This window comes from Streptococcus koreensis (genome assembly GCF_003627135.1).
Classification (GTDB): domain Bacteria; phylum Bacillota; class Bacilli; order Lactobacillales; family Streptococcaceae; genus Streptococcus; species Streptococcus ilei.
On sequence record NZ_CP032620.1, the window covers coordinates 765,159 to 786,761 of the forward strand.

A 21,603-nucleotide genomic window follows, 5' to 3' on the forward strand; every position below is an offset into this window, starting at 1 on the left:
ACAATCTAGGCTCTTGATCTTCGTCTTAATAAAGGGTCCTCTATCAGATGATGGAGGGCTTTTGTTTGATCTGATTTTTGAAAAAATCGTGAAAAAATAGTATAATGTTCTAGATATGCAAGAAATTTGCAAAACTGTAATTCGACTTGGTGAGCCAAGGACCGTAAGTATGAACCATCACATAAAGGAGAAAACATGAGTAACATTAAGTTGATTACTTTAGGTGGAGTCCGTGAAAACGGGAAAAACCTCTACATAGCTGAAGTAAATGACTCTATTTTTGTTTTGGATGCTGGACTCAAGTATCCAGAAAATGAGCAACTAGGGGTCGATGTTGTTATTCCCAACATGGACTACCTCTTTGAGAATAGCGATCGTATCGCAGGAGTCTTTTTAACGCACGGGCATGCGGATGCCATCGGAGCTCTTCCCTATCTTTTAGCGGAAGCTAAAGTTCCCGTATTTGGGTCGGAGTTGACCGTCGAGTTGGCCAAGCTCTTTGTCAAGAGCAATGACAGTGTCAAGAAGTTCAATGACTTCCATGTGATCGATGCCAATTCAGAAATTGATTTTGGAGGAACCGTTGTTTCCTTCTTCCAGACCACCCACTCCATTCCAGAAAGTTTAGGAATTGTCATCAAGACTCCTGAGGGAAATATCGTCTATACAGGAGACTTCAAGTTTGACCAAACAGCGAGTGAGTCTTATGCGACAGATTTTGGTCGTTTAGCAGAGATTGGTCGTGAAGGGGTGTTGGCGCTCCTGAGTGATTCTGCCAATGCAGATAGCAAGATTCAAGTTGCTAGTGAGCAAGAAGTTGGAGATGAAATCCTAGATACCATTGGGGACTGGGATGGCCGTGTCATTGTTGCTGCTGTTGCTAGTAACCTATCACGGATCCAGCAGGTCTTTGACGCAGCTGCAGAGACAGGGCGTCGGGTTGTTTTGACTGGATTTGACGTAGAAAATATCGTCCGGACAGGGATTCGTTTAAATAAGCTTTCTTTGGCCAACGAAAAATTGTTGATCAAGCCAAAAGAAATGTCTCGTTTTGAGGATCATGAATTGATTATTCTTGAAACTGGACGTATGGGTGAGCCGATCAACGGACTTCGTAAGATGTCCATTGGCCGTCACCGTTATGTCGAAATCAAGGATGGTGACTTGGTCTATATCGTAACGACTCCATCTATCGCCAAAGAAGCGGTTATGGCACGTGTAGAAAACATGGTCTACCAAGCAGGCGGAGTAGTGAAACAAATTACTCAAAGCTTGCGTGTATCAGGACATGGAAATGCGCGTGATTTACAGTTGATGATCAACCTCCTTCGTCCCAACTATCTGTTCCCAATCCAAGGGGAATACCGCGAATTGGATGCCCATGCACGGCTTGCTATGGAAGTGGGGATTTTGCCTGAAAATATCTTCATTCCGAAGAAAGGCACCATCATGGAATATGACAATGATGACTTCGTTCCTGCCGGTAGTGTCTCTGCTGGAGATGTCCTCATCGATGGGAATGCCATTGGAGATGTTGGGAATGTCGTTCTCCGTGACCGGAAAGTCCTTTCAGAAGATGGGATCTTTATTGTGGCTATTACGGTTAACCGTCGTGAGAAACGCATCATCTCGAAGGCAAAAGTTCACACCCGTGGCTTTATCTATGTGAAGAAGAGTCGCGATATCTTGCGCGAAAGTGCAGAGATTGTCAACCAAAGTGTGGAAGAATACTTAGCTCAGGACAGCTTCGACTGGGGTGAGCTCAAGGGTGCTGTTCGTGATAGTTTGGCTAAGTACCTCTTTGACCAGACCAAACGTCGACCAGCTATCTTGCCAGTAATCATGGAAGTACGCTAGGATGAACATAAGAGGAAAAGTCGATCGTCGGCTTTTTCTTGTCAAGGAAGAAAGAAATGGTGAGGAAAGATAGATGGCAGTAATGCAGATTGAATACTATTCAGAAGCGCTCGCAATGGAGTGGGGGATCAACGTCCTCTATCCAGATGCGTCTCGAGTGAAAAATCCGGATGATCAAGATATCCCGGTCCTCTATCTCCTTCATGGGATGAATGGTAATCAGTACTCCTGGTTGAAACGGACCAATGTAGAACGGATTCTACGTTCGACCAATTTGATTGTCGTCTTGCCTAATACCAATAATGGTTGGTATACGGATACTCAGTATGGTTATCCCTACTACACAGCCATTGCAGAGGAACTGCCTAAGACCTTGGCACGCTTCTTCCCCAATATGACCAAGAAACGAGAGAAGACCTTTATCGCTGGTCTATCGATGGGGGGCTATGGATCTTTCAAACTGGCCCTTCAAACCAATCGCTTCTCGCATGCTGCTAGCTTTTCTGGTGCTCTTAGCTTTGAGGGGCGTCAACTGGCAGACACCGACCTTGGAAGTGCAGCTTACTGGAAAGGGGTCTTTGGAGAGCTAGAAGATTGGACGACGAGTCCTTACTCCTTGGAAAGTATTGCGGACAAGTATTCAGATAAAAAGACGGTCTTATGGGCTTGGTGTGGAGAGCAAGATGCTCTGTATGAGGCCAACAATACAGCTGTGGATCATCTGAAGGACCTCGGATTTGATATCACCTATAGCCATGGGCCAGGAAAACATGAATGGTTTTATTGGGAGCGGGAGTTGGAGCATTTCTTAGCAACCCTGCCGATCGATTTTGAACTAGAAGAACGACTCGATTAGGAAGCTACTCCTTCGGAGATATGCTATAATAGAGTGAAAAGTGCCTGGGCCAGTTAGATGAGAAGCCCAGAATCAATGAACAATTAGGAGAAATATACGTGACTAAAGATATTCGTGTGCGTTATGCACCAAGTCCAACTGGACTACTACACATCGGTAATGCCCGTACTGCATTGTTTAACTACTTATATGCGCGCCACCATGGTGGAACCTTTATCATCCGCATCGAAGATACGGACCGTAAACGCCATGTGGAAGACGGCGAACGTTCCCAACTTGAAAACCTTCGTTGGTTGGGCATGGACTGGGATGAAAGTCCTGAGACGCATGAGAACTACCGCCAGTCTGAGCGTTTGGAACTCTATCAAAAATACATCGACCAACTCTTGGCTGAAGGAAAAGCCTACAAGTCTTATGTAACAGAAGAAGAGTTGGCAGCGGAACGTGAACGTCAAGAAGCTGCAGGTGAAACACCTCGTTACATCAACGAATACCTTGGTATGAGCGAAGAAGAAAAAGCAGCTTATATCGCTGAACGTGAAGCGGCGGGTATTGTTCCTACAGTTCGTTTAGCTGTTAATGAGTCAGGTATCTACAAGTGGCATGATATGGTCAAAGGCGATATCGAGTTTGAAGGTGGCAATATTGGTGGTGACTGGGTTATCCAAAAGAAAGATGGCTACCCAACTTACAACTTTGCCGTTGTCATCGATGACCACGATATGCAAATCTCTCACGTTATCCGTGGAGATGACCACATTGCCAATACACCAAAACAGCTCATGGTTTATGAAGCGCTTGGATGGGAAGCACCTGAGTTTGGTCACATGACTTTGATCATCAACTCTGAAACGGGTAAGAAGTTGTCTAAACGTGACACCAATACCCTTCAATTTATCGAAGATTACCGTAAGAAAGGTTACCTTCCAGAAGCAGTCTTTAATTTTATTGCTCTTCTTGGTTGGAACCCTGGTGGAGAGGACGAGATTTTCTCTCGCGAAGAACTGATCAAACTCTTTGATGAAAATCGCCTTAGCAAGTCTCCAGCAGCCTTCGACCAGAAGAAACTAGACTGGATGAGCAACGACTACATTAAGAGAGCTGACTTGGCAACTATCTTTGAAATGGCCAAACCATTCCTTGAAGAAGCAGGTCGTTTGACAGACAAGGCTGAGAAATTGGTGGAACTCTACAAACCACAAATGAAGTCGGTGGACGAAATCGTTCCATTGACAGACCTTTTCTTCTCAGACTTCCCAGAATTGACAGCAGCTGAGCGAGAAGTCATGGCTGGTGAAACGGTTCCGACTGTACTTGAAGCCTTCAAAGCAAAACTCGAAGCCATGTCAGACGATGAGTTTGTGGTAGAAAATATCTTCCCACAAATCAAAGCGGTTCAAAAGGAAACAGGTATCAAAGGGAAAAATCTCTTCATGCCGATCCGTATCGCTGTTTCAGGGGAGATGCATGGACCAGAACTACCAGATACCATTTACTTACTTGGTCGTGAAAAATCTATCCAGCACATTGAAAAAATGTTGGAAGAAATTGCAAAATAGGATTCAACTTTTGAAAATATGCTGTTCATTTCTAAAAAGTCATCAATTCGATGGCTTTTTTTGCTGAGATAGAGCATAGATATAGCCAAAATGATTGAAAATAGGATTCAATCATGTATAATCAAGAGAGAATAATTTTTGAGGAGAGAGGGGCACCCTTACCTTGCTAAAAAAAACATGGAATAGAGTGACGAGATTTAAATTAGTGAAATCGGGAAAACATTGGATTCGAGTAGCCTGTTCGAATGCTTCTTTTTTGCGCTCTAAAAAAGGAAGAGATGTTTCCAATCATTCTAGTATGGATGCGCCAAGATCTATAGCCTTAAAAGGTTTGATTGCTACTGGTTCTATTATGGGTGCTACGTCAATCGTGCATCCGACGGATGCTGATGAGCTAGCAGGTCCAACTTTACAGTCAGAAATAGCTTCGGAAGTGGGAGTAGTAGGTAAAGATAGCTTAGTGCTGAGCAGTGTGGGACAGTCGTCAACGACGAGTCTGTCTACGAGCGAGTGGTCTCCATCAGAGTTACAGAGTGATTCCCTTTCTACTACATTATCTACGACGAGTTCAGCAGTGCCCTCTACTTCAATAGCGGAAGCTAGCGTCCTTTCAAATGGGGACCAAGAGTCTGTAGCCGTCTCAGATCCTGCTCAGGATAAACAGCTTCAACGTATAGCTCAAGACCTTTATTCTTATATAGAGCAAGCGAAAGAATTGAAGGATGGAGAGGGACTTGTGTTGGAAGCGGAAGGAGCTCTAGAGGCGATCCGTAACCAATTAGCCGATCCGAATCAAGATGGAGAGGTGACTCTTCTTCAGGCGAAATCTGCTCGGAATCGCTTGGTCAATGCTGTGTTAAGAGAGCAATCAGGGAAGAGAGATCCGCGTACAGGTAGTGCCTTAGAAGTGGACAGTGCATTTCGTACTCCATTTGTCATGAGTGGTCCGGCAAATAATCATCTGATCACAGCTTATAATTCTGATTCGATTAAGTTGCAATATATTGTGAGAGAGCAGAATGGTGGCGTTATTCTCACCTATATGGGCTATGCTCCCAACAGTGAACGGGTTGATGGGGTTCTCGTTCCCAACGCAACCTTGAAATCGCCTTTTGCTCCCATGTTGATCGAAGGGAAAGTCGGAGGTACAGAGGTTGTCGAGCCTGGGAAAACTTATACAATCACGGTTCGTTTTATCAATTCTAGAAATCAGTTTCTCGACCGTTCTTTCCGCATTAAAGTCTTACCTCAAAATGATGGCATCCGAAATCCGATTGCTCCGGTGACTTCTAATACTCAAGTGACCGATTTGACCAATCTGACAGAATCAGAAAAAGCGCAGGTTTTGGAAAAATTTAAGGAGGCAAATCCACGTCTACTGGCGTCTAAAGATTTTAAGAGCTATTCAGTCTCTGCAACTGGAGAAATTACGGTTGTCTTCAAGGATAATACGTCTAATACTGTGAAAGTACCTTTGACAGAGGATCCTCGAACGCAGTCGCTCTCGGTGAGTTATTCACAGAGCGTATCTGAAGCGCAAAGTACTTCTCAAATGCGGTCACAATCGGCTAAGTTATCAGAGTCTTTGTCTGAGAACTATTCAGAATCGGAGAGTGCTTCAACATCAATCGTCGCTTCTCAAAGCACCTCGCTTTCTACAAGTCTCTCGGTATCAAAAGCAGCATCTCAATCTTTGAGTGTTTTAGAATCAGAAAGACTTTCAGAATCTGCTGTGGCCTCAGAGAGTGAGTCTACATCAGTCAGTGTGGTGGTATCTGAGAGTCAGTCAACATCTGTAAGTGGTTCAAAATCTTTGAGTACCTCTGTTTCCACGAGTGAGTCAATTTCGACCTCTGAGTCAGAGTCGATCAGCCAGTCTGCGTCGGCAAGTATTTCAGAGTCAGTCTCCGAATCCATGAGTACCTCGATTTCTTTCAGTGAGTCAGTTTTGACCTCTGAGTCGGAGTCGGTAAGCCAGTCTGCGTCGGCAAGTGTCTCCGACTCAGTCTCCGAATCCATGAGTACCTCGATTTCCGCCAGTGATTCAGTTTCGACCTCTGAGTCAGAGTCAATCAGTCAGTCTGCGTCGGCAAGTGTTTCCGAGTCAGTCTTGGACTCCATGAGTACTTCAGTTTCTACAAGCAATTCTGTTTCGATCTTTGAGTCAGAGTCGATCAGTCAGTCTGCGTCGGCAAGTGTTTCCGAGTCAGTCTCGGACTCCTTGAGTGCTTCAGTTTCGACTTCTGAGTCAGAGTCGATCAGTCAGTCTGTGTCGGCAAGTGTCTCAGACTCAGTCTCAGGCTCTTTGAGTACCTCTGTTTTCACAAGTGAGTCTCTTTCGACCTTTGAGTCAGAGTCGATCAGTCAGTCTGCGTCGGCAAGTGTCTCCGACTCAGTCTCGGACTCCTTGAGTACTTCAGTTTCCGCAAGTGATTCAGTTTCGACCTCTGAGTCCGAGTCGATCAGTCAGTCTGCATCGGCAAGTGTTTCAGAAACAATCTCCGAATCCTTGAGTACCTCTGTTTCCACAAGTGAATCTCTTTCGATTTCGGAGTCAGAGTCAGTCAGCCAGTCTGCATCGTTAAGTATCTCCGGATCAATTTCAGAATCAATGAGTACTTCGGTTTCAGCAAGCAATTCTGTTTCGACCTCTGATATAGAGTCAGTCAGCCAGTCTGCATCGTTAAGTATCTCCGAATCAATTTCAGACTCGTTAAATACATCAGTTTCCGCGAGTGAGTCTGTTTCGACCTCTGATTCAGAGTTAGTCAGCCAGTCTGCATCGTTAAGTATCTCCGAATCAATTTCAGGCTCGTTGAGTGCATCAGTTTCCGCAAGTGATTCAGTTTCGACCTCTGAGTCAGAGTCGTTAAGTCAGTCAGTCTCGGCAAGTGTTTCCGAATCAGTCTCGTACTTGTTGAGTACCTCTGTTTCCACAAGTGATTCTATCTCGACTTCTCAATCCGAGTCGGTCAGCCAGTCGGTATCGGCAATTGTTTCCGAATCAGTCTCAGAATCTTTAAGTACCTCGGTTTTCGCGAGTGAGTCTATTTCGACGTCTGAGTCAGAGTCGATCAGTCGATCGGTATCGGTAAGTGTATCAGAATCAGTCTCAGGGTCGTTAAGCAGCTCAGAATCAATTTCAGAATCAATGAGAACTTTGGTTTCTACAAGCAATTCTGTTTCGACCTTTGAGTCAGAGTCGTTAAGTCAGTCTGCATCGGTAAGTATCTTAGACTCCCTTTCAGACTCTCAAAGTGTTTCAGCTTCTCAAGTTGTCTGGGATAGTCAATCGGAAAGTAGTTCTGAATTAGAATCCATTTCTTTGAGTACCTTGGATTCTACAAGAGAGTCGGTTTCAACTTCCCAGTTCGAGTCGACAAGCCAGCTGACATCAGCCATGTTATCAGAGTCAGTCTCTAAATTCATGAGTACCTCAATTTTCGCCAGTGAATCTATGTCGACTTCTCAATCCGAGTTTGTAAGGAGTTCAGAATCTATCTCGAGTTCTTCGAGTCAATCTGCTCTATCAAGCGAGTCCGTTTCGACACCGGAGTCTAGGTCTAACAGTCAGTCTGATTCACTCAGTCTAACCGAGTCGTCATCAGAATCCTTGAGTGGTTCTATCTCAAGAAGTGAAACCCTTTTAGAGTCCTCATTTAACTCGCATAGACAATCAGAGTCAATCAGTCCTTCTCGGTCTGTTTCAATGCATGACTCAGCAAGTGAAGCTCATTCTGGTGGGACTTCGGGAGTGCTCATTCAGTCCCTATCCTCTTCTACTCCAGTGATCCTATCCAATAAAGAAAGCTCATCGAAAACCGTTCTTCCAGCAACTGGTGAAAAGAAATCTACAGCATCAACCTTATTTGCTACTCTTGCATCTTTCATTGGACTAACTCTATTGGGACGCCGTAAAAAAGAAGAGGAAGAATAACGGCATTTCTTTATAGGAAAATATCCGTCTAGTATTCAAAGTGTCTGCAAAAGAATCTCATTTTGAGGTTCTTTTTTTCTATTTTACCCTAGTAGATTTCACGGATTTTAGTAAAAGAAAACGGAATTACTTTTGGGAAGGAAATTTTTTGAAAATTGAATGGTTATCTACCTCAAATTACTTGAATATGTATAGTAATGATGTATAATATTAATGACTATAATGTTTAGGGGATATTCATGTTATTTAAACGTTTGAATGGAAAAGTTAGGGAGCTGGATCGAACGACTCGTTTCAAGTTAATCAAGTCTGGGAAGCATTGGGTTCGATCTGAAAATTCTACCTTAGGTTTATTTAAAATTGTTCGTGGAGAAGTAAAAACAACAGTCGTAACGAAGTCAGATAAGGAGCGGGATGGGATCCGTTCTACAAGTCAATTCGTACTGAAAGGCTTATTGGCGACAGGAGCAACTGTTGGTGCCACCGCTATTATCAATACGGCTTATGCGGATGAAGCAGGTGTTGATGTAGCTACAACTTCTGAATTACAGAAAGAAACCTTAGCAGAAGCGAATAGCTTGGTGATTGGTTCTGTATCTGATGCTAGATCAATGTCAGAAGAAAGTCTAGAATCGACAAGTTCTTCTGCCTCTTTAGGCGAGCAAACATCTGAGAGTCTTTCTGTGTCTCAGAGTGAATCTACTTCAGAAACATTGACGACATCAGAGTCAAACGAGGAAACGACCGAAACGGTTCTGGGAGAAACGGATAAGTCTATCCTGGAACAAAATGTGTCAGAGGCTACCTTATTGACCCAGATGGCTGAAAATCATGCCTCAAACCTTGCAGATGCGGATCAGAAAACAGCTCTCTCAGTTGCGATTGCTAAGGTACAAACAGAATTGTCAACTGGTACTCAGTTGCTTAATGAACATGTGGGGATGCAAGCCTATGTGGATCAACGTCAACGGTTAAATAAGTCTGTTGATGAAATGATGCTTGTACTGAAAGCGACAGGTTTTGTGGGGAATAGCAGTGTAAACGGCAAACCTGCTATTGCAGCTCAGTTGGCACCGATTTATGAAATCGTAACAGACTCTAAAGAGTTGTCCAATATCACTCCTAATTTGGATGATCGAAACGGGGCTAGCATAGAAGACGTTGCTTTGAAATATGAAGATATAGAAAAGGATCCGAATTTAGATAAATCGGTAATAAATCTCGATCCTGTGACTCTTAAGTCTCTGTCTGAGAAACATGATGTGACGCGCTATACCTTTGCTATTTGGGATTTCGTTAATCGAGTGAAGCCGGACCCTCTGGATTATTATGCAACCTTATCCGTCGACCGTAGCTCGATTGGTTCAACTACTCCTAAAGGTCTCGATGTATACTTCCGTCTGGTTAAAAAATCTAGTGGTACGGAGGTTTTTGCTCAAACAGTTAAAGCAAATAGTGTGGTTGAATTTGATTTACCAAAGGAATTAACAGGTTCAGATACAAACCGCCAATATAGGGTTTCTTACTCAATTTATGATGATGGGAAACCTGGAGTTATACGGATGCAAAGTGTGGATTACCAGACTCCTAAGTTTATGATCCATCAGCTTTATGATGTGGTAGAACCTAAGAATGTAGGTATTTATGCACCATCGACCGTAGCATCAATTGTCCCATCACGAAGTGCTGAACACGTCACTTATTACAAGCTCGTTGACGACAAGGGAGAATTCCGGCAAGGAGCTTACGTTCCGAATGGTAGAGAAACTGTTTTGGCCTCTTATGCCCAGGTTGGTATTGAAGGTCAGGAGTACACAGCTTCAGCTGCTCGACAATTGGACGGATTTGTGCAAGTTCCACTGGTAGACTATCATCAGAATAAGATGTCTGGTGTCTTTGATCTTAGTGAAGTCGGGAAACAGACTGTCGAAACCTATCGAGGAGGGGCAAGAGACCACTATATTAAGCTTGTCCGAGAAGTAACGAGTCCAAATGGTGATTATACCTTAAAATACTATGTCTTGGATCCTTCTAAACTATGGAATTACCGCAAAGGAGATAACGGTACAGTATTTGATCTTGCAAATTATACCTTAGTGTATGAAAAGGCCTTTAGAAACGATCATTGGAATGAAACCTTTGAACATCTTGAGACGCGAGAGGTAAAAAGCAAGAAAGAAGATTATTCTCTTACAGTTACTCCTGATTTTTCAGATGGAAAAAACTTTAAGTTAAAAATCTCAGGTTGGTTCTCCTTGACAGAGAAGGTAAGCTATACGGATGAAAAAACGGGTAAGGAATATTCTTTTCGTAAACCATATACTTCCGCTCCAGAAAAGCAGGCACAGCTGAGTGGTAGCCATATTGTGGGTGATGATGCATCACTGCAAGGCGCTGACGGATTTTCTAAGTTTTATCATACAGTTTCGACCGGGGTGAGTTACTCGCCATCGAAGAGTGTGAATTACTATTACCGAAGAATGACTCCTTCTGAATTGCGATCTCAATCACTCAGTTATTCAGCTTCTCATTCGATGTCAGCACAAGATAGTCTTTCCTACTCAGAAAGCAGCTCACAAGTAGTTGCTTCAGAGTCTCAATCTCTATCTGCAGCTGTTTCTCTGTCGGCTCGTCAATCAACCTCCTTATCTGAGTCGATGTCAAATAGTGATTCAGCATCAGATAGCCTATCCATTTCACAGGTGCTCGAATCTCAATCGCTATCTTCTTCTCAGTCTGATTTGCAGAATGATTCAGAGGTCTCTGCCTCAGCATCGGTAAGTAGCTCCTTGTCAGCCTCAGAGAAGTTAGTTTCTGAATCATTAAGTAGCTCTTTATCAACTTCAGAGAAAACCGTTTCTGAATCATTAAGTGGTTCTGTGTCTGTATCGGAGTCGATCTCTTCAGCATCGACAAGCGCTTCGGTATCAGCCTCAGAGGCAACCGTTTCGGAATCAGTAAGCAGCTCTCTATCAACTTCAGAGAAGTCCGCTTCTGAATCATTAAGTGGATCTGTGTCTGTATCAGAGTCGATCTCTTCAGCATCAACAAGTGCTTCGGTATCGGAATCGGTAAGTAGCTCTTTATCAGCTTCAGAGAAGTCCGCTTCTGAATCAGTGAGTGGATCCAGGTCTGTATCGGAGTCGATCTCTTCAGCATCGATAAGCGCTTCGGTATCAGCCTCAGAGAAGTCCGCTTCTGAATCATTAAGTGGTTCCTTATCTGTATCAGAGTCAATCTCTTCAGCATCGGCAAGTAGCTCTTTATCAGCTTCAGAGAAAACCGCTTCTGAATCATTAAGTAGTTCCCTGTCTGTGTCAGAGTCAATTACTTCAGCATCGACAAGTGCTTCGGTATCAGCATCAGAGGCAACCGTTTCGGAATCAGTAAGCAGCTCTCTATCAACTTCAGAGAAAACCGCTTCTGAGTTATTAAGTAGTTCCCTGTCTGTGTCAGAGTCAATTACTTCAGCATCGACAAGCGCTTCGGTATCAGCATCAGAGGCAACCGTTTCGGAATCAGTAAGCAGCTCTCTATCAACTTCAGAGAAAACCGCTTCTGAGTCATTAAGTAGTTCCCTGTCTGTGTCAGAATCGATTGCATCAGTCTCAACAAGTACTTCAGAATCTGTAGCTCAAATTGAATCTTCTGAACTTCAATCAGCCTCAGTCTCTGAGTTGACTTCGGTATCAACCAGCGTTTCCGTTTCAGCATCAACAAGTGCGTCGATTTCAGCAAGTGCATCTGATTCAGTCTTGAATTCCGAGTCTGTTTCAATCAGTACATCAGAATCAACCTCACGCAAGCAAGCATCTAAGTTGGCGTCGGCTTCAGCCTCAGAGTCAGTCTCAACAAGTACTTCAGCATCTGTAGCTCAAATGGAATCTTCTGAACTTCAATCAGCCTCAGTTTCTGAGTTGACTTCGAAATCAACCAGCGTTTCCGTTTCAGCATCAACAAGTGCGTCGATTTCGGCAAGTGCATCTAATTCAGTCTTGAGTTCCGAGTCTGTTTCAATCAGTAGTTCTGAATCAACTTCATACAAGCAAGCATCTGAGTTGACGTCCGCTTCAGCCTCGGAGTCAGTGTCAACCAGTGAGTCTGAATCGGTAAGTAGCTCCGAGTCTGTTTTGAATTCTACATCGGTTTCAGCAAGCGCCTCAGAATCAACCTCACGCAAACAAGCTTCAGAGTTGGAATCTGTTTCAGCATCTGATTCAGTTTCAACCAGCACATCAGTATCTGTAGCTCAAGTGGAGTCGTCTGAACTTCAGTCTGCCTCAGTCTCTGAGTTGACTTCGGAATCAACCAGCGTTTCAGTTTCAGCGTCAACAAGTGTGTCAGTATCCGAGTTGATTTCTGAATCCACTAGTGTTTCAGTTTCTGCTTCGACAAGTGCGTCCGAATCTGAATTGAATTCTAAGTCTATTTCAATCAGTGTATCTGAATCTGATTTAAGCAAGCAAACTTCTGAGTTAGAGTCAACATCAACATCTGCTTCAGTGTCCACTAGTGAGTCTGTATCGGTAAGTAGTTCCGAGTCTGTTTTGAATTCTGAATCAGTTTCAGCAAGTGCCTCAGAATCTACCTCAAGCAAACAAGTATCTGAGTTAGAGTCAGTTTCAGTATCTGCTTCAGTCTCAATCAGTGAGTCTTTATCAGTAAGTAGTTCAGAGTCTGTTTTGAATTCTACATCGATTTCAGCAAGCGCATCCGAATCAGTCTTAAATTCCGAGTCTGTTTCAATCAGTAGCTCTGAATCCACTTCACGCACGCAAGCCTCTGAATTGGCATCCGCTTCATCCTCAGAGTCAGTTTCAACTAGTGAGTCAGTATCAGTAAGTATCTCAGAGTCTGTTTTGAATTCTACATCGGTTTCAGCAAGCGCATCTGAATCAGTATTGAATTCCGAGTCTATTTCAATCAGTGTATCTGAATCTGATTCAATCAAGCAAGCTTCTGAGTTAGAGTCAACATCAACATCTGATTCAGTGTCCACTAGTGAGTCTGTATCGGAATCGATTGCATCAGTCTCAACAAGTACTTCAGCATCTGTAGCTCAAATGGAATCTTCTGAACTACAATCAGTCTCAGTCTCTGAATTGATTTCTGAATCCATTAGCGTGTCAACTTCTGTATCGACAAGTGCGTCAGAAGCAAGTGAATCAATTTCAGTAAGCGCATCTGAATCTGCCCTGTATTCTGCATCTGTATCTGAGTTGACTTCGGCATCAACCAGTGTTTCCGTTTCAGCATCAACCAGTGTGTCAGAAGCAAGTGCGTCAATTTCAGCAAGTGCCTCAGAATCAGTCTTGAGTTCAGAGTCTGTTTCAATCAGTAGCTCTGAATCCACTTCACGCAAGCAAGCATCTGCCTTAGAGTCAGCCTCAACATCTGGATCTATCTCAACATTGGCATCAGCATCGTTCCAAATGAGTGTATCCAACCAGCCTTCGACAGATAGATCGGCTTCGTCTAGTCATTCGATGTCACTGACATCAAATTGGTCATCTGTTTCCGCTTTGGCTTCAAACGCGGTAAACGAATCTACAGTGGTGTACGAGTCTGCTTCGGCGAGCCCTCAGGAACCAAGGAGTACACTTGTTTCATCAAAAGCAAGCCAGCTCTTATCGGAATCGACTTCTCTTTCAACGAGTCGGTCTACTTCTAGCTCGGCAAGCCAATCTCATTCAGAAAGTCAAGCGACTCCTCAGATGAGCTCCTCTGGAGAGAAATCGGCTGCTTCTGTATCCGAAGCAAAATCGACGTCGGACTCTCTCGGAGTGACTTCACGTGAGCTGTTCATCACGCTTGTAGTAGCTTTCTTTGCAGGCTTGGCCTCATTTTTCCATCGTAAAAAGTAAATACAATTATCTTTCTTAAAATTGAAAATTTGCTTATTTCGATTCCTCTGATATACCGGCAGATCCATGAGAGGATTTGTCGGTTTTCTTTGAGAATGTCGGGGTGAAAAGCCTCGTGAAATATGGTATAATGACCGGAGAAAAGCTAGATGAATAGTGGTTCTTCAGATCATCTTCTGAAGAACTTTTTTCTCTTATAGATAAGAGATTGTTTAGGTGAAATGGTTCAGTCTTATGCGAGTGTTTGATGAGCGGATTTAGGTAGGATAACCATTTGAGAGAAGGGGGAGTAGAAGAGTAGGATATGATGAAACAATCTGGAGTTAGGAATCGATTATGTTGGACGATCCTATTCGTCTTTGTTTATGTTTTAGGAAGTAAAATCACCTTACCCTTTGTGGACCTAGCGAAGGTTTTAAATGTGAACGAAGGTACTGCAAGGGGTCTGGAGTTGACGAGTGCTATCATGGGTGGAAACCTTCGTGGCTTGTCCATTTTTGCCCTCGGGCTTTCGCCTTGGATGTCTTCAATGATCTTGTGGCGGTTGTTTACAGTATCTAAACGTCATAACCTGGAGAGAACCAGTTCGGACCTTGTGGAGCGACGGAAGATGTATCTGACACTTGCTTTGGCTCTTGTGCAATCTTTGGCAGTTTCCCTCTATCTCCCGTTAGAAACAGACCTGAGCCCTCTTCTAGTGGTCTCGCTTAATGCCTTGATTATGATAGCAGGTACTTTTTTCTTAGTCTGGTTAGCTGATTTAAATACCGCACTAGGCTTGGGGAATTCTATTGTGATCATGATGGCGGGGATGCTTCTGTACTTACCAGAGGATGTCCTTGGGACCTTATCAAAGAGTGGGCTTCCAGCATACAGCCTTCTGTTTCTATTTCTCCTCTTGTTAGCATTTATGTATATGGTCGTATGCATCGAGTATGCTCGCTATCGGATCCCTGTGAATAAGCTGGGGATTCACAACAGTTTGAAAGCTCACACGTTTTTAGATGTGAAGCTCAATCCAGCTGGAGGCATGCCCTTTATGTATGCCATGACCTTGGTTTCTATCCCGCAATACATATTTTTGCTGGTCCAAGCCATTAATCCCCATGCTTCATGGGCTGGCACTATTGCTAAGGAGTTGGTAATAGGAGAGCCAGCCTGGATATTTCTCTACGGTCTGATGATGGTCCTTCTGTCCTTTGCTTTTGCCTTTGTAACGGTCAATGGGGAAGAAATTGCAGACAAAATGATGAAAAACTCAGAGTATATTGATTTCGTTTATCCTGGAGAAGAGACGCGTAGGTACATCAATCGAATTGTCTTTCGTTTAACGGTTTTTGGGACGCTGTATTTAATCCTGTTTACCGTGTTGCCCTTCCTTCTTCTGCTTTGGGATAGAGGGCTCTTGCGTTTGGTCATGATTCCAGGAAGTTTTCTCATGTTTGTGGGGATGATCTCGACGATCCGGGAGGAAGTTCGAGCTCTTCGCGTGAACCAACGCTATACAAGATTGTTTTAGGAGTTGCTATGTATTACTTTATCCCAGCCTGGTATGGCAGCGAGCGTATTTGGCACAGTACGACGACGCCTTGGTATTGGTCGAAAGATATGATTGAATTTGATGAGACCATTCATCAAATTCGAGTCTTCCAGGAAGCGGGAGTGGAGCGGAAATTAGTGCTTCCACATTATTACCCACAACTGCGTTACTACCTCCATCGGCAAGATTTGTTGGAAACAGACTATCTGTCAATTTTTGATCACATTCAGGGGATTTCCCCTCGCCAAGAGATGATACCGGTCCAGGTCGAGGATTTAGAATGGCCAGCTCAAACAAGCTTTGCCTATACTCCTTTTCAAATAGTGGCTTTCTGTCGCGGTCAGGTCATCGCTAATATCGATTTGGGGACAGATGGGAATCTTCTTTCAGTTAATCGGCTAAAGGATAAAGAAACGGTTTATGTGCAGTATCTAGATGACCGAGGCTTTATTTCCAGTGTCTTATACTACAAAGAGGGAAGTCCGTATTTCCAAGACTATCTAACCCCCGAAGGGGACTGGGTTTTGAGAGAGTTATTGACGGATGCTAGCCACATGGTCTTTGTTAATGAAGCCTTTCAGAAGCAGTTTAAACGAGAAACTTACTCGGACATGGGAGAAGTGGTTGCTGAAAAAATGAAAGCCATACTAGAAGACCTAGTTCCCGGTCACGATCGTATGGTGATTGCAGCCCATCCAGCTAATCTACCCTTTATCCAACAAGTGGAGCGGGGCATTTCAAAGGTTCTCTCTTTTTATGGGCAACGCCAGCCACTATCACAAGAAGATTCCTTGCTTCATTTTTCTTTAAAAGAGGTTGACTTGGTGCTAACTGATAGTGAAAAAACGAAACAAGATTTGCTTCGTCTTGCTCCAAGTATTGCTTCTAAGGTCCATCGCCTGACGTCCTTTGATTCGCGGCTGAGATTGGGAAGCAGTCAAGAGAGGAAAGAGTCGAAAATCTTTTTCTATCTGGATGAAAAGAACCTCCCCTCTCAATCCGCTTTAGAGAAAGTGTTCGAAATCTTAGCGAAAAACCCTTTATTTGAAGTCGTTTTCGCAATCTACAATGCTTCTGATGAAGCAGTAGCGACACTGGATCGGCAGTTAGAAGACTTAGCTGGCGAGATGGGGATGGCTGCTAGAGGTGTTCAGGTTGATTCTCGCGAGCTGGGAGAAAACCACATCCTCGAAGATGCTTCTCTTTTTGAAAAGAAGCTAGATCGTTATAAGGTTCAAAATTTCTTTCATGAGAACGACATCATCAAAGAATTAGAACAGACTCGCTTAATAGTAGATATGAGTGAGGAACCCAATCTGTATACACAGATTGCAGGCATTTCGGCAGGGATTCCTCAGATCAATCGCAGCCAAACGGAGTATGTAGACCATTTAAAAAATGGATATGTCCTGGGGGAGATGGAGGAAGAGCTAGAAAAAGCGATGGACTATTTCCTTAGAGATCTTAAACCATGGAATGAATCGCTGATTTATTCCGTCGAAAAGATTCAAGAATACACAGGCCAGTGCTTGATCGCCAAATGGGAAGGATGGATGGAAAACTAGGATGGACAGAAAGTTGGAAACAGGCCATATTCTTCAAATTGGACCTACAAATTGGCAGGGAGAAGTGACGATCCCAGAAGGTCTGAACTGGCATTATTTTTCTATCCAAACACCTCTACAGATAGAGGATTACATGGCGGAGCAAGGCATCAAGCAGTTTAAGGCCTTGGTGCTGGATCATCCTGAAAGGCTATTGAACTTCAAAGAAGAACTTGCTCTATTTCAGCCCTACACTGTTTTCTATGATCAAACATATGATCAAGAGTCATTTACAGAAGAACTGGATCGTTTGATGCAACTGGTTCAGGCTAAGGCTTGGGATTTTTCTGATAAGGCTCACTTTCTCTATCAACTTCATCGTTTCCTTTATGACGGTCAGTACGGAGATGCTTTTAGCGTCAGAGATTTACGAATTAGAGCAGACTTTGAAGGGATGCAAACGGTCAGAGGGAAACACTTTTTGGAATTAGACGGTTCATATGGAGAGGAGTATACTCCTATAGCCCAGTGGGTCAACACCTATTCTTATAATGGGACAATTCCTACAGATTTATGGTTAGAGTACGAGAAAACGGCAGGCTGTCAAATCCGTTTGCGGGTCCAATTTTTCCAGAGTGGTAGTCTGGGATCGTTAGAGAAGGAACTCGTCTATTCGGAAGTAGACTTGGAAAGGCCGGTTCTAATTGACGAGACTAGTCCTTATTACCTATCCTTTTTACTGGAAGCGAGGGGGCAGGGACAACTGATTATCGGTGCTTTGCACAAGCGCTTCTCTCACGGTCCCTTTGGAGAAATTTCTCTTGGGTCCCAGGTTCTCAGAGACAGCAAGCGTCAGGAAATTTTTGCTTATTTCCATCCAGGAGACCTGAAGCCACCGCTGAATATCTATTTCTCTGGCTATCGTCCTGCGGAGGGTTTTGAAGGCTTTTCCATGATGAAAAATATGGGAGCTCCCTTCATTCTCTTTTCGGATCCGCGTCTAGAGGGAGGATGCTTCTACCTAGGCTCTCCAGAGTTAGAAAAGAAGATTCAGGATTTTATCGATTACCATCTCCAATCCTTAGGATTTGGTCCAAAAGAATTGAACTTTTCAGGTCTATCAATGGGCACTTATGGAGCCCTCTACTATGGAGCTTCATATTCACCCCATGCAATCTTGGTTGGAAAACCTATTGTCAATCTTGGGGATGTAGCGGCCAATCTGAAGTTTAAACGGCCAGATGAATTTGGGACATCACTCGATATGATGCAGTTGCTAGTCGGTCAAGTGACGAGTGAAGGGATTGAGGCCTTGAACAAGCGTTTTTGGGATCGATTTGGTCAAGCAGCGTTAAAGGATACTCTATTAGCCTTGGCTTACATGAGAGATGATGACTACGACCAGAAGGCTTATTCGGATATTTTAGAAGCTCTTTATCACCAACCTGTTCGGATCATTAGTTCGAGTCGGCCGGGTCGCCACAATGATGCAACGGAATCCATCATCGAGTGGTTCTTGACCCAATACAAAGAAATCATGGAAAGAGATTTTGGTAGAAGCGGATGATTAGGATGAGAAAACAAAAAGGTCGCCAGATTTATTGGGGGTCAACCTCTTCGGCAGACTATTTATGGGGGTCTGTTATTCAGAGATTGGCAGTCGATCAGATTCGGTTTACGAATCCTTTAATGCCTTCTGGCCAAGTCTTAAAAACCTGGAAATCCCTCACAAGCTATGGGGAGGATCGGATGGCACCCAGTCTGCCACTTTTGCAGAGAGGACAAACGTACTTACTTGAGGTTCATATGACTTCTAGGCCTGCTCATACGGTAATGTTGGAAATTGTTTGCCAAGACCGTTTTGGTAAGATGGTGGACCGGCAGGTCAGTACAGAGGGGCAGGTCAGGTTTGTTTATCCAGAGCAAGCTTATTCTTACCAAGTGCGTCTCCTCAGTGCTGGGATGCAAGAGTTTACCTTTCACCATATCACGATTTCTCCGATTTCGTCTGAACAAGGAGCTATTCTGATACAGACTAAATAGATTGCATTAAATGAGGACCTAGTGGATTTTATTCAATTGAAAAAAATAAAAAAGATTTTAAAAGAGGTTAATGGCTGGAAAGATAGAATGTCTCAATTGACAGACCAGCAGTTACAAGAAAAGACAGAGGAATTCCGCCGTCGTTTCCGAAAAGGGGAGTCACTGGACGATTTGCTAGCAGAAGCTTATGCAGTCGTGAGAGAAGTTTCTCAGCGAGTCTTGGGGATGTTTCCTTACGATGTTCAAGTCATGGGAGCTATCGTTCTCCACCAAGGAAATATTGCAGAGATGGAAACTGGGGAAGGAAAGACCCTAACGGCAACCATGCCAGCTTACCTGAATGCTATAGAAGGGAAGGGGGTTATGGTGATTACCCCCAATACTTATCTGGCAACTCGTGATGCGGAAGAAATGGGTAAGATTTATCGTTTCCTAGGTTTAACGGTCGGGGTTCCACTCCAAGATAGGGAGGGCGAACTCTCCCCAGCTAGGAAGCGGACGCTCTACCAAGCTGACATTGTCTACACCACTAATAGTAGCTTGGGCTTCGACTATCTTTCAGAAAATTTAACAGCCTCTGTCGAAGGTCAATTCCTAGCAAAGTTTAACTATGCTATTGTGGATGAAATCGATTCTATCTTGTTGGATAGTGCTCAGACGCCCTTGATTATCTCAGGTTCTCCTCGAGTTCAATCCAATCTATATGGGATTGTAGATACCTTGGTCCGAACCTTTCAAAAAGGAGAAGAATACAAGATTGACGGAGACAAGAAACAAGTTTGGTTGACCCCTAAAGGGGTGAAGGCAGCCGAGGCTTTTTTATCCATTCAACATTTGTATAATCCTCAACATCGTGATCTCGTTCGCCATATCAATTTGGCATTACAAGCGCATCAAAACTATACAAAAGATAAGGATTATGTCGTCCGTGTTAATGAAAAAGGGGAGAAGGAGATTGTCCTTCTAGATCAAGCAACGGGGCGTCTCATGGAATTGACTCGCCTTCAAGGGGGACTTCATCAGGCACTTGAAGCCAAGGAAGGACTTCCTTTGACACCGGAGACACGGGCCATGGCTTCGATCACTTACCAAAACTTGTTCAAGATGTTTCGGAAACTCGGCGGTATGACGGGAACCGGGAAGGTTGGAGAAGCTGAATTTCTGGAGACCTATGCCATGTCAGTGGTTCAGATCCCAACCAATCGAAAACGCATCCGCCAGGATCTTCCAGATGAGATATACCAGACCTTGCCAGAAAAAGTTTATGCCTCTATGGCCTACATCAAAGAAGTCCATGCCAAGGGAAATCCGATTTTGATCTTTGCCGGATCGGTTGAGATGTCTGTCTTGTACTCAAACCTTCTCCTTCGTGAAGGAATTCCCCATAATCTCTTGAATGCCAACAAGGCTTCTCGTGAAGCACAGATGATTGCTGAATCTGGTCAAAAAGGAGCAGTGACAGTTGCGACCTCGATGGCAGGTCGGGGGACAGATATCAAATTAGGGCCGGATGTTGCTGCCTTAGGCGGATTAGTGGTCGTCGGGACGGAGAGGATGATGAATCGCCGGATAGATCTCCAGATTCGAGGACGATCAGGACGTCAAGGAGATCCTGGAAAAACCAAGTTTTTTGTCTCTCTGGAGGATGACTTGATCAAAAACTGGGGTCCAAACTGGATCCAAGATAGGTATCAAGATTATGACGTAGAGGATCGACTCCAAGAAGCCAAACCTCTGACTCGGAGAAAATACCAACGTATAATCGCTCAAGCTCAGGATGCGAGTGAAAGTGCTGCGCAAGCTAGTCGTCGCTTGACCTTAGAGTTCGCAGAGAGTATGAACATTCAACGAGATTTGGTTTATAAGGAACGGGATCATTTAATCAGGTTAGATAGACGCTTGGATGGACTGATCGAGAAAATTGCTCGAGAAGTTTTTGCCCAGGTAGCTAGAAACAAGAAGTACCAAGACCCGATGGCCTTCTATCACTATATTCTAGATCATATCAGTTATCAGGTTGTTCCTACCCAGATTCCTCAAGCCTTTCCTTCTAAACAGGCAAAAGAGGATTTTCTCTGGGAGCTAGCCCGCTCTGAGTTGCTTGCTAAATATCAAACGCTTGAATCTGACGAGATCATTGCTCAATTTCAACGGATGGTACTATTAAAGGCTATTGATGAAAATTGGGTGGAACAAGTAGATTATTTGCAACAATTACGTGTGGCCTTATCTGGCCAGTACACCAGTCAAAAGAATCCGCTGGTCGAATTTTACCAAGAAGCCTACTTGTCTTTCGATCGGATGAAGGCTTTGGCAAAAGAGCAGATGGTTCGCAATCTTTTACTCAGTCGAGTAGAAATCAATACAAAAGGGGAAATTGTCCTGTATTTCCCATAAAAGAGG

Annotated in this window: 10 protein-coding genes; all 10 read left to right on the forward strand. The window is 43.8% G+C overall.

Annotated elements, in window-relative coordinates:
* Nucleotides 1-195: 195 nt before the first annotated feature.
* The 10 genes from D7D50_RS03940 to secA2 all read left to right on the forward strand — a co-directional run bounded on the left by D7D50_RS03940 (nucleotide 196) and on the right by secA2 (nucleotide 21,597).
* Nucleotides 196-1,857 carry a ribonuclease J gene (locus D7D50_RS03940; RefSeq protein ID WP_023024562.1) on the forward strand — a complete coding sequence of 554 codons (1,662 nt, stop codon included), beginning with the start codon at nucleotides 196-198 and terminating at the stop codon, nucleotides 1,855-1,857.
* Nucleotides 1,858-1,930: 73 nt separating this feature from the next.
* A complete protein-coding gene (locus D7D50_RS03945; RefSeq protein WP_023024561.1) occupies nucleotides 1,931-2,713 on the forward strand; it encodes an alpha/beta hydrolase in 783 nt (260 codons plus the stop codon).
* A gap of 98 nt (nucleotides 2,714-2,811) precedes the next feature.
* Entirely contained in the window at nucleotides 2,812-4,272 is a 1,461-nt protein-coding gene (gene gltX, locus D7D50_RS03950; RefSeq protein WP_120701531.1) for a glutamate--tRNA ligase, read from the forward strand.
* A gap of 205 nt (nucleotides 4,273-4,477) precedes the next feature.
* Nucleotides 4,478-8,209, forward strand: coding sequence for an LPXTG cell wall anchor domain-containing protein (locus D7D50_RS10205; protein WP_162614522.1), 3,732 nt, complete (start codon nucleotides 4,478-4,480; stop codon nucleotides 8,207-8,209).
* A 239-nt stretch (nucleotides 8,210-8,448) separates the two neighbouring features.
* Complete coding sequence (locus D7D50_RS10355; protein ID WP_162614523.1) at nucleotides 8,449-14,073, forward strand: accessory Sec-dependent serine-rich glycoprotein adhesin; 5,625 nt, start codon at nucleotides 8,449-8,451, stop codon at nucleotides 14,071-14,073.
* A gap of 304 nt (nucleotides 14,074-14,377) precedes the next feature.
* A complete protein-coding gene (gene secY2 / locus D7D50_RS03970) occupies nucleotides 14,378-15,592 on the forward strand; it encodes an accessory Sec system protein translocase subunit SecY2 (RefSeq protein ID WP_120701533.1) in 1,215 nt (404 codons plus the stop codon).
* Nucleotides 15,593-15,600: 8 nt separating this feature from the next.
* A complete protein-coding gene (asp1, locus tag D7D50_RS03975) occupies nucleotides 15,601-17,178 on the forward strand; it encodes an accessory Sec system protein Asp1 (protein WP_120701534.1) in 1,578 nt (525 codons plus the stop codon).
* Between the two features lies 1 nt (nucleotide 17,179).
* Nucleotides 17,180-18,724, forward strand: a complete 1,545-nt coding sequence (gene asp2, locus D7D50_RS03980) for an accessory Sec system protein Asp2 (protein WP_120701535.1) — start codon at nucleotides 17,180-17,182, stop codon at nucleotides 18,722-18,724.
* 5 nt (nucleotides 18,725-18,729) lie between these two features.
* Nucleotides 18,730-19,200: an accessory Sec system protein Asp3 gene (gene asp3, locus D7D50_RS03985; protein WP_227877759.1), complete on the forward strand. Its 471-nt coding sequence runs from the start codon at nucleotides 18,730-18,732 to the stop codon at nucleotides 19,198-19,200.
* 21 nt (nucleotides 19,201-19,221) lie between these two features.
* Nucleotides 19,222-21,597, forward strand: coding sequence for an accessory Sec system translocase SecA2 (gene secA2, locus D7D50_RS03990; RefSeq protein ID WP_120701537.1), 2,376 nt, complete (start codon nucleotides 19,222-19,224; stop codon nucleotides 21,595-21,597).
* The last annotated feature ends 6 nt before the right edge of the window (nucleotides 21,598-21,603 follow it).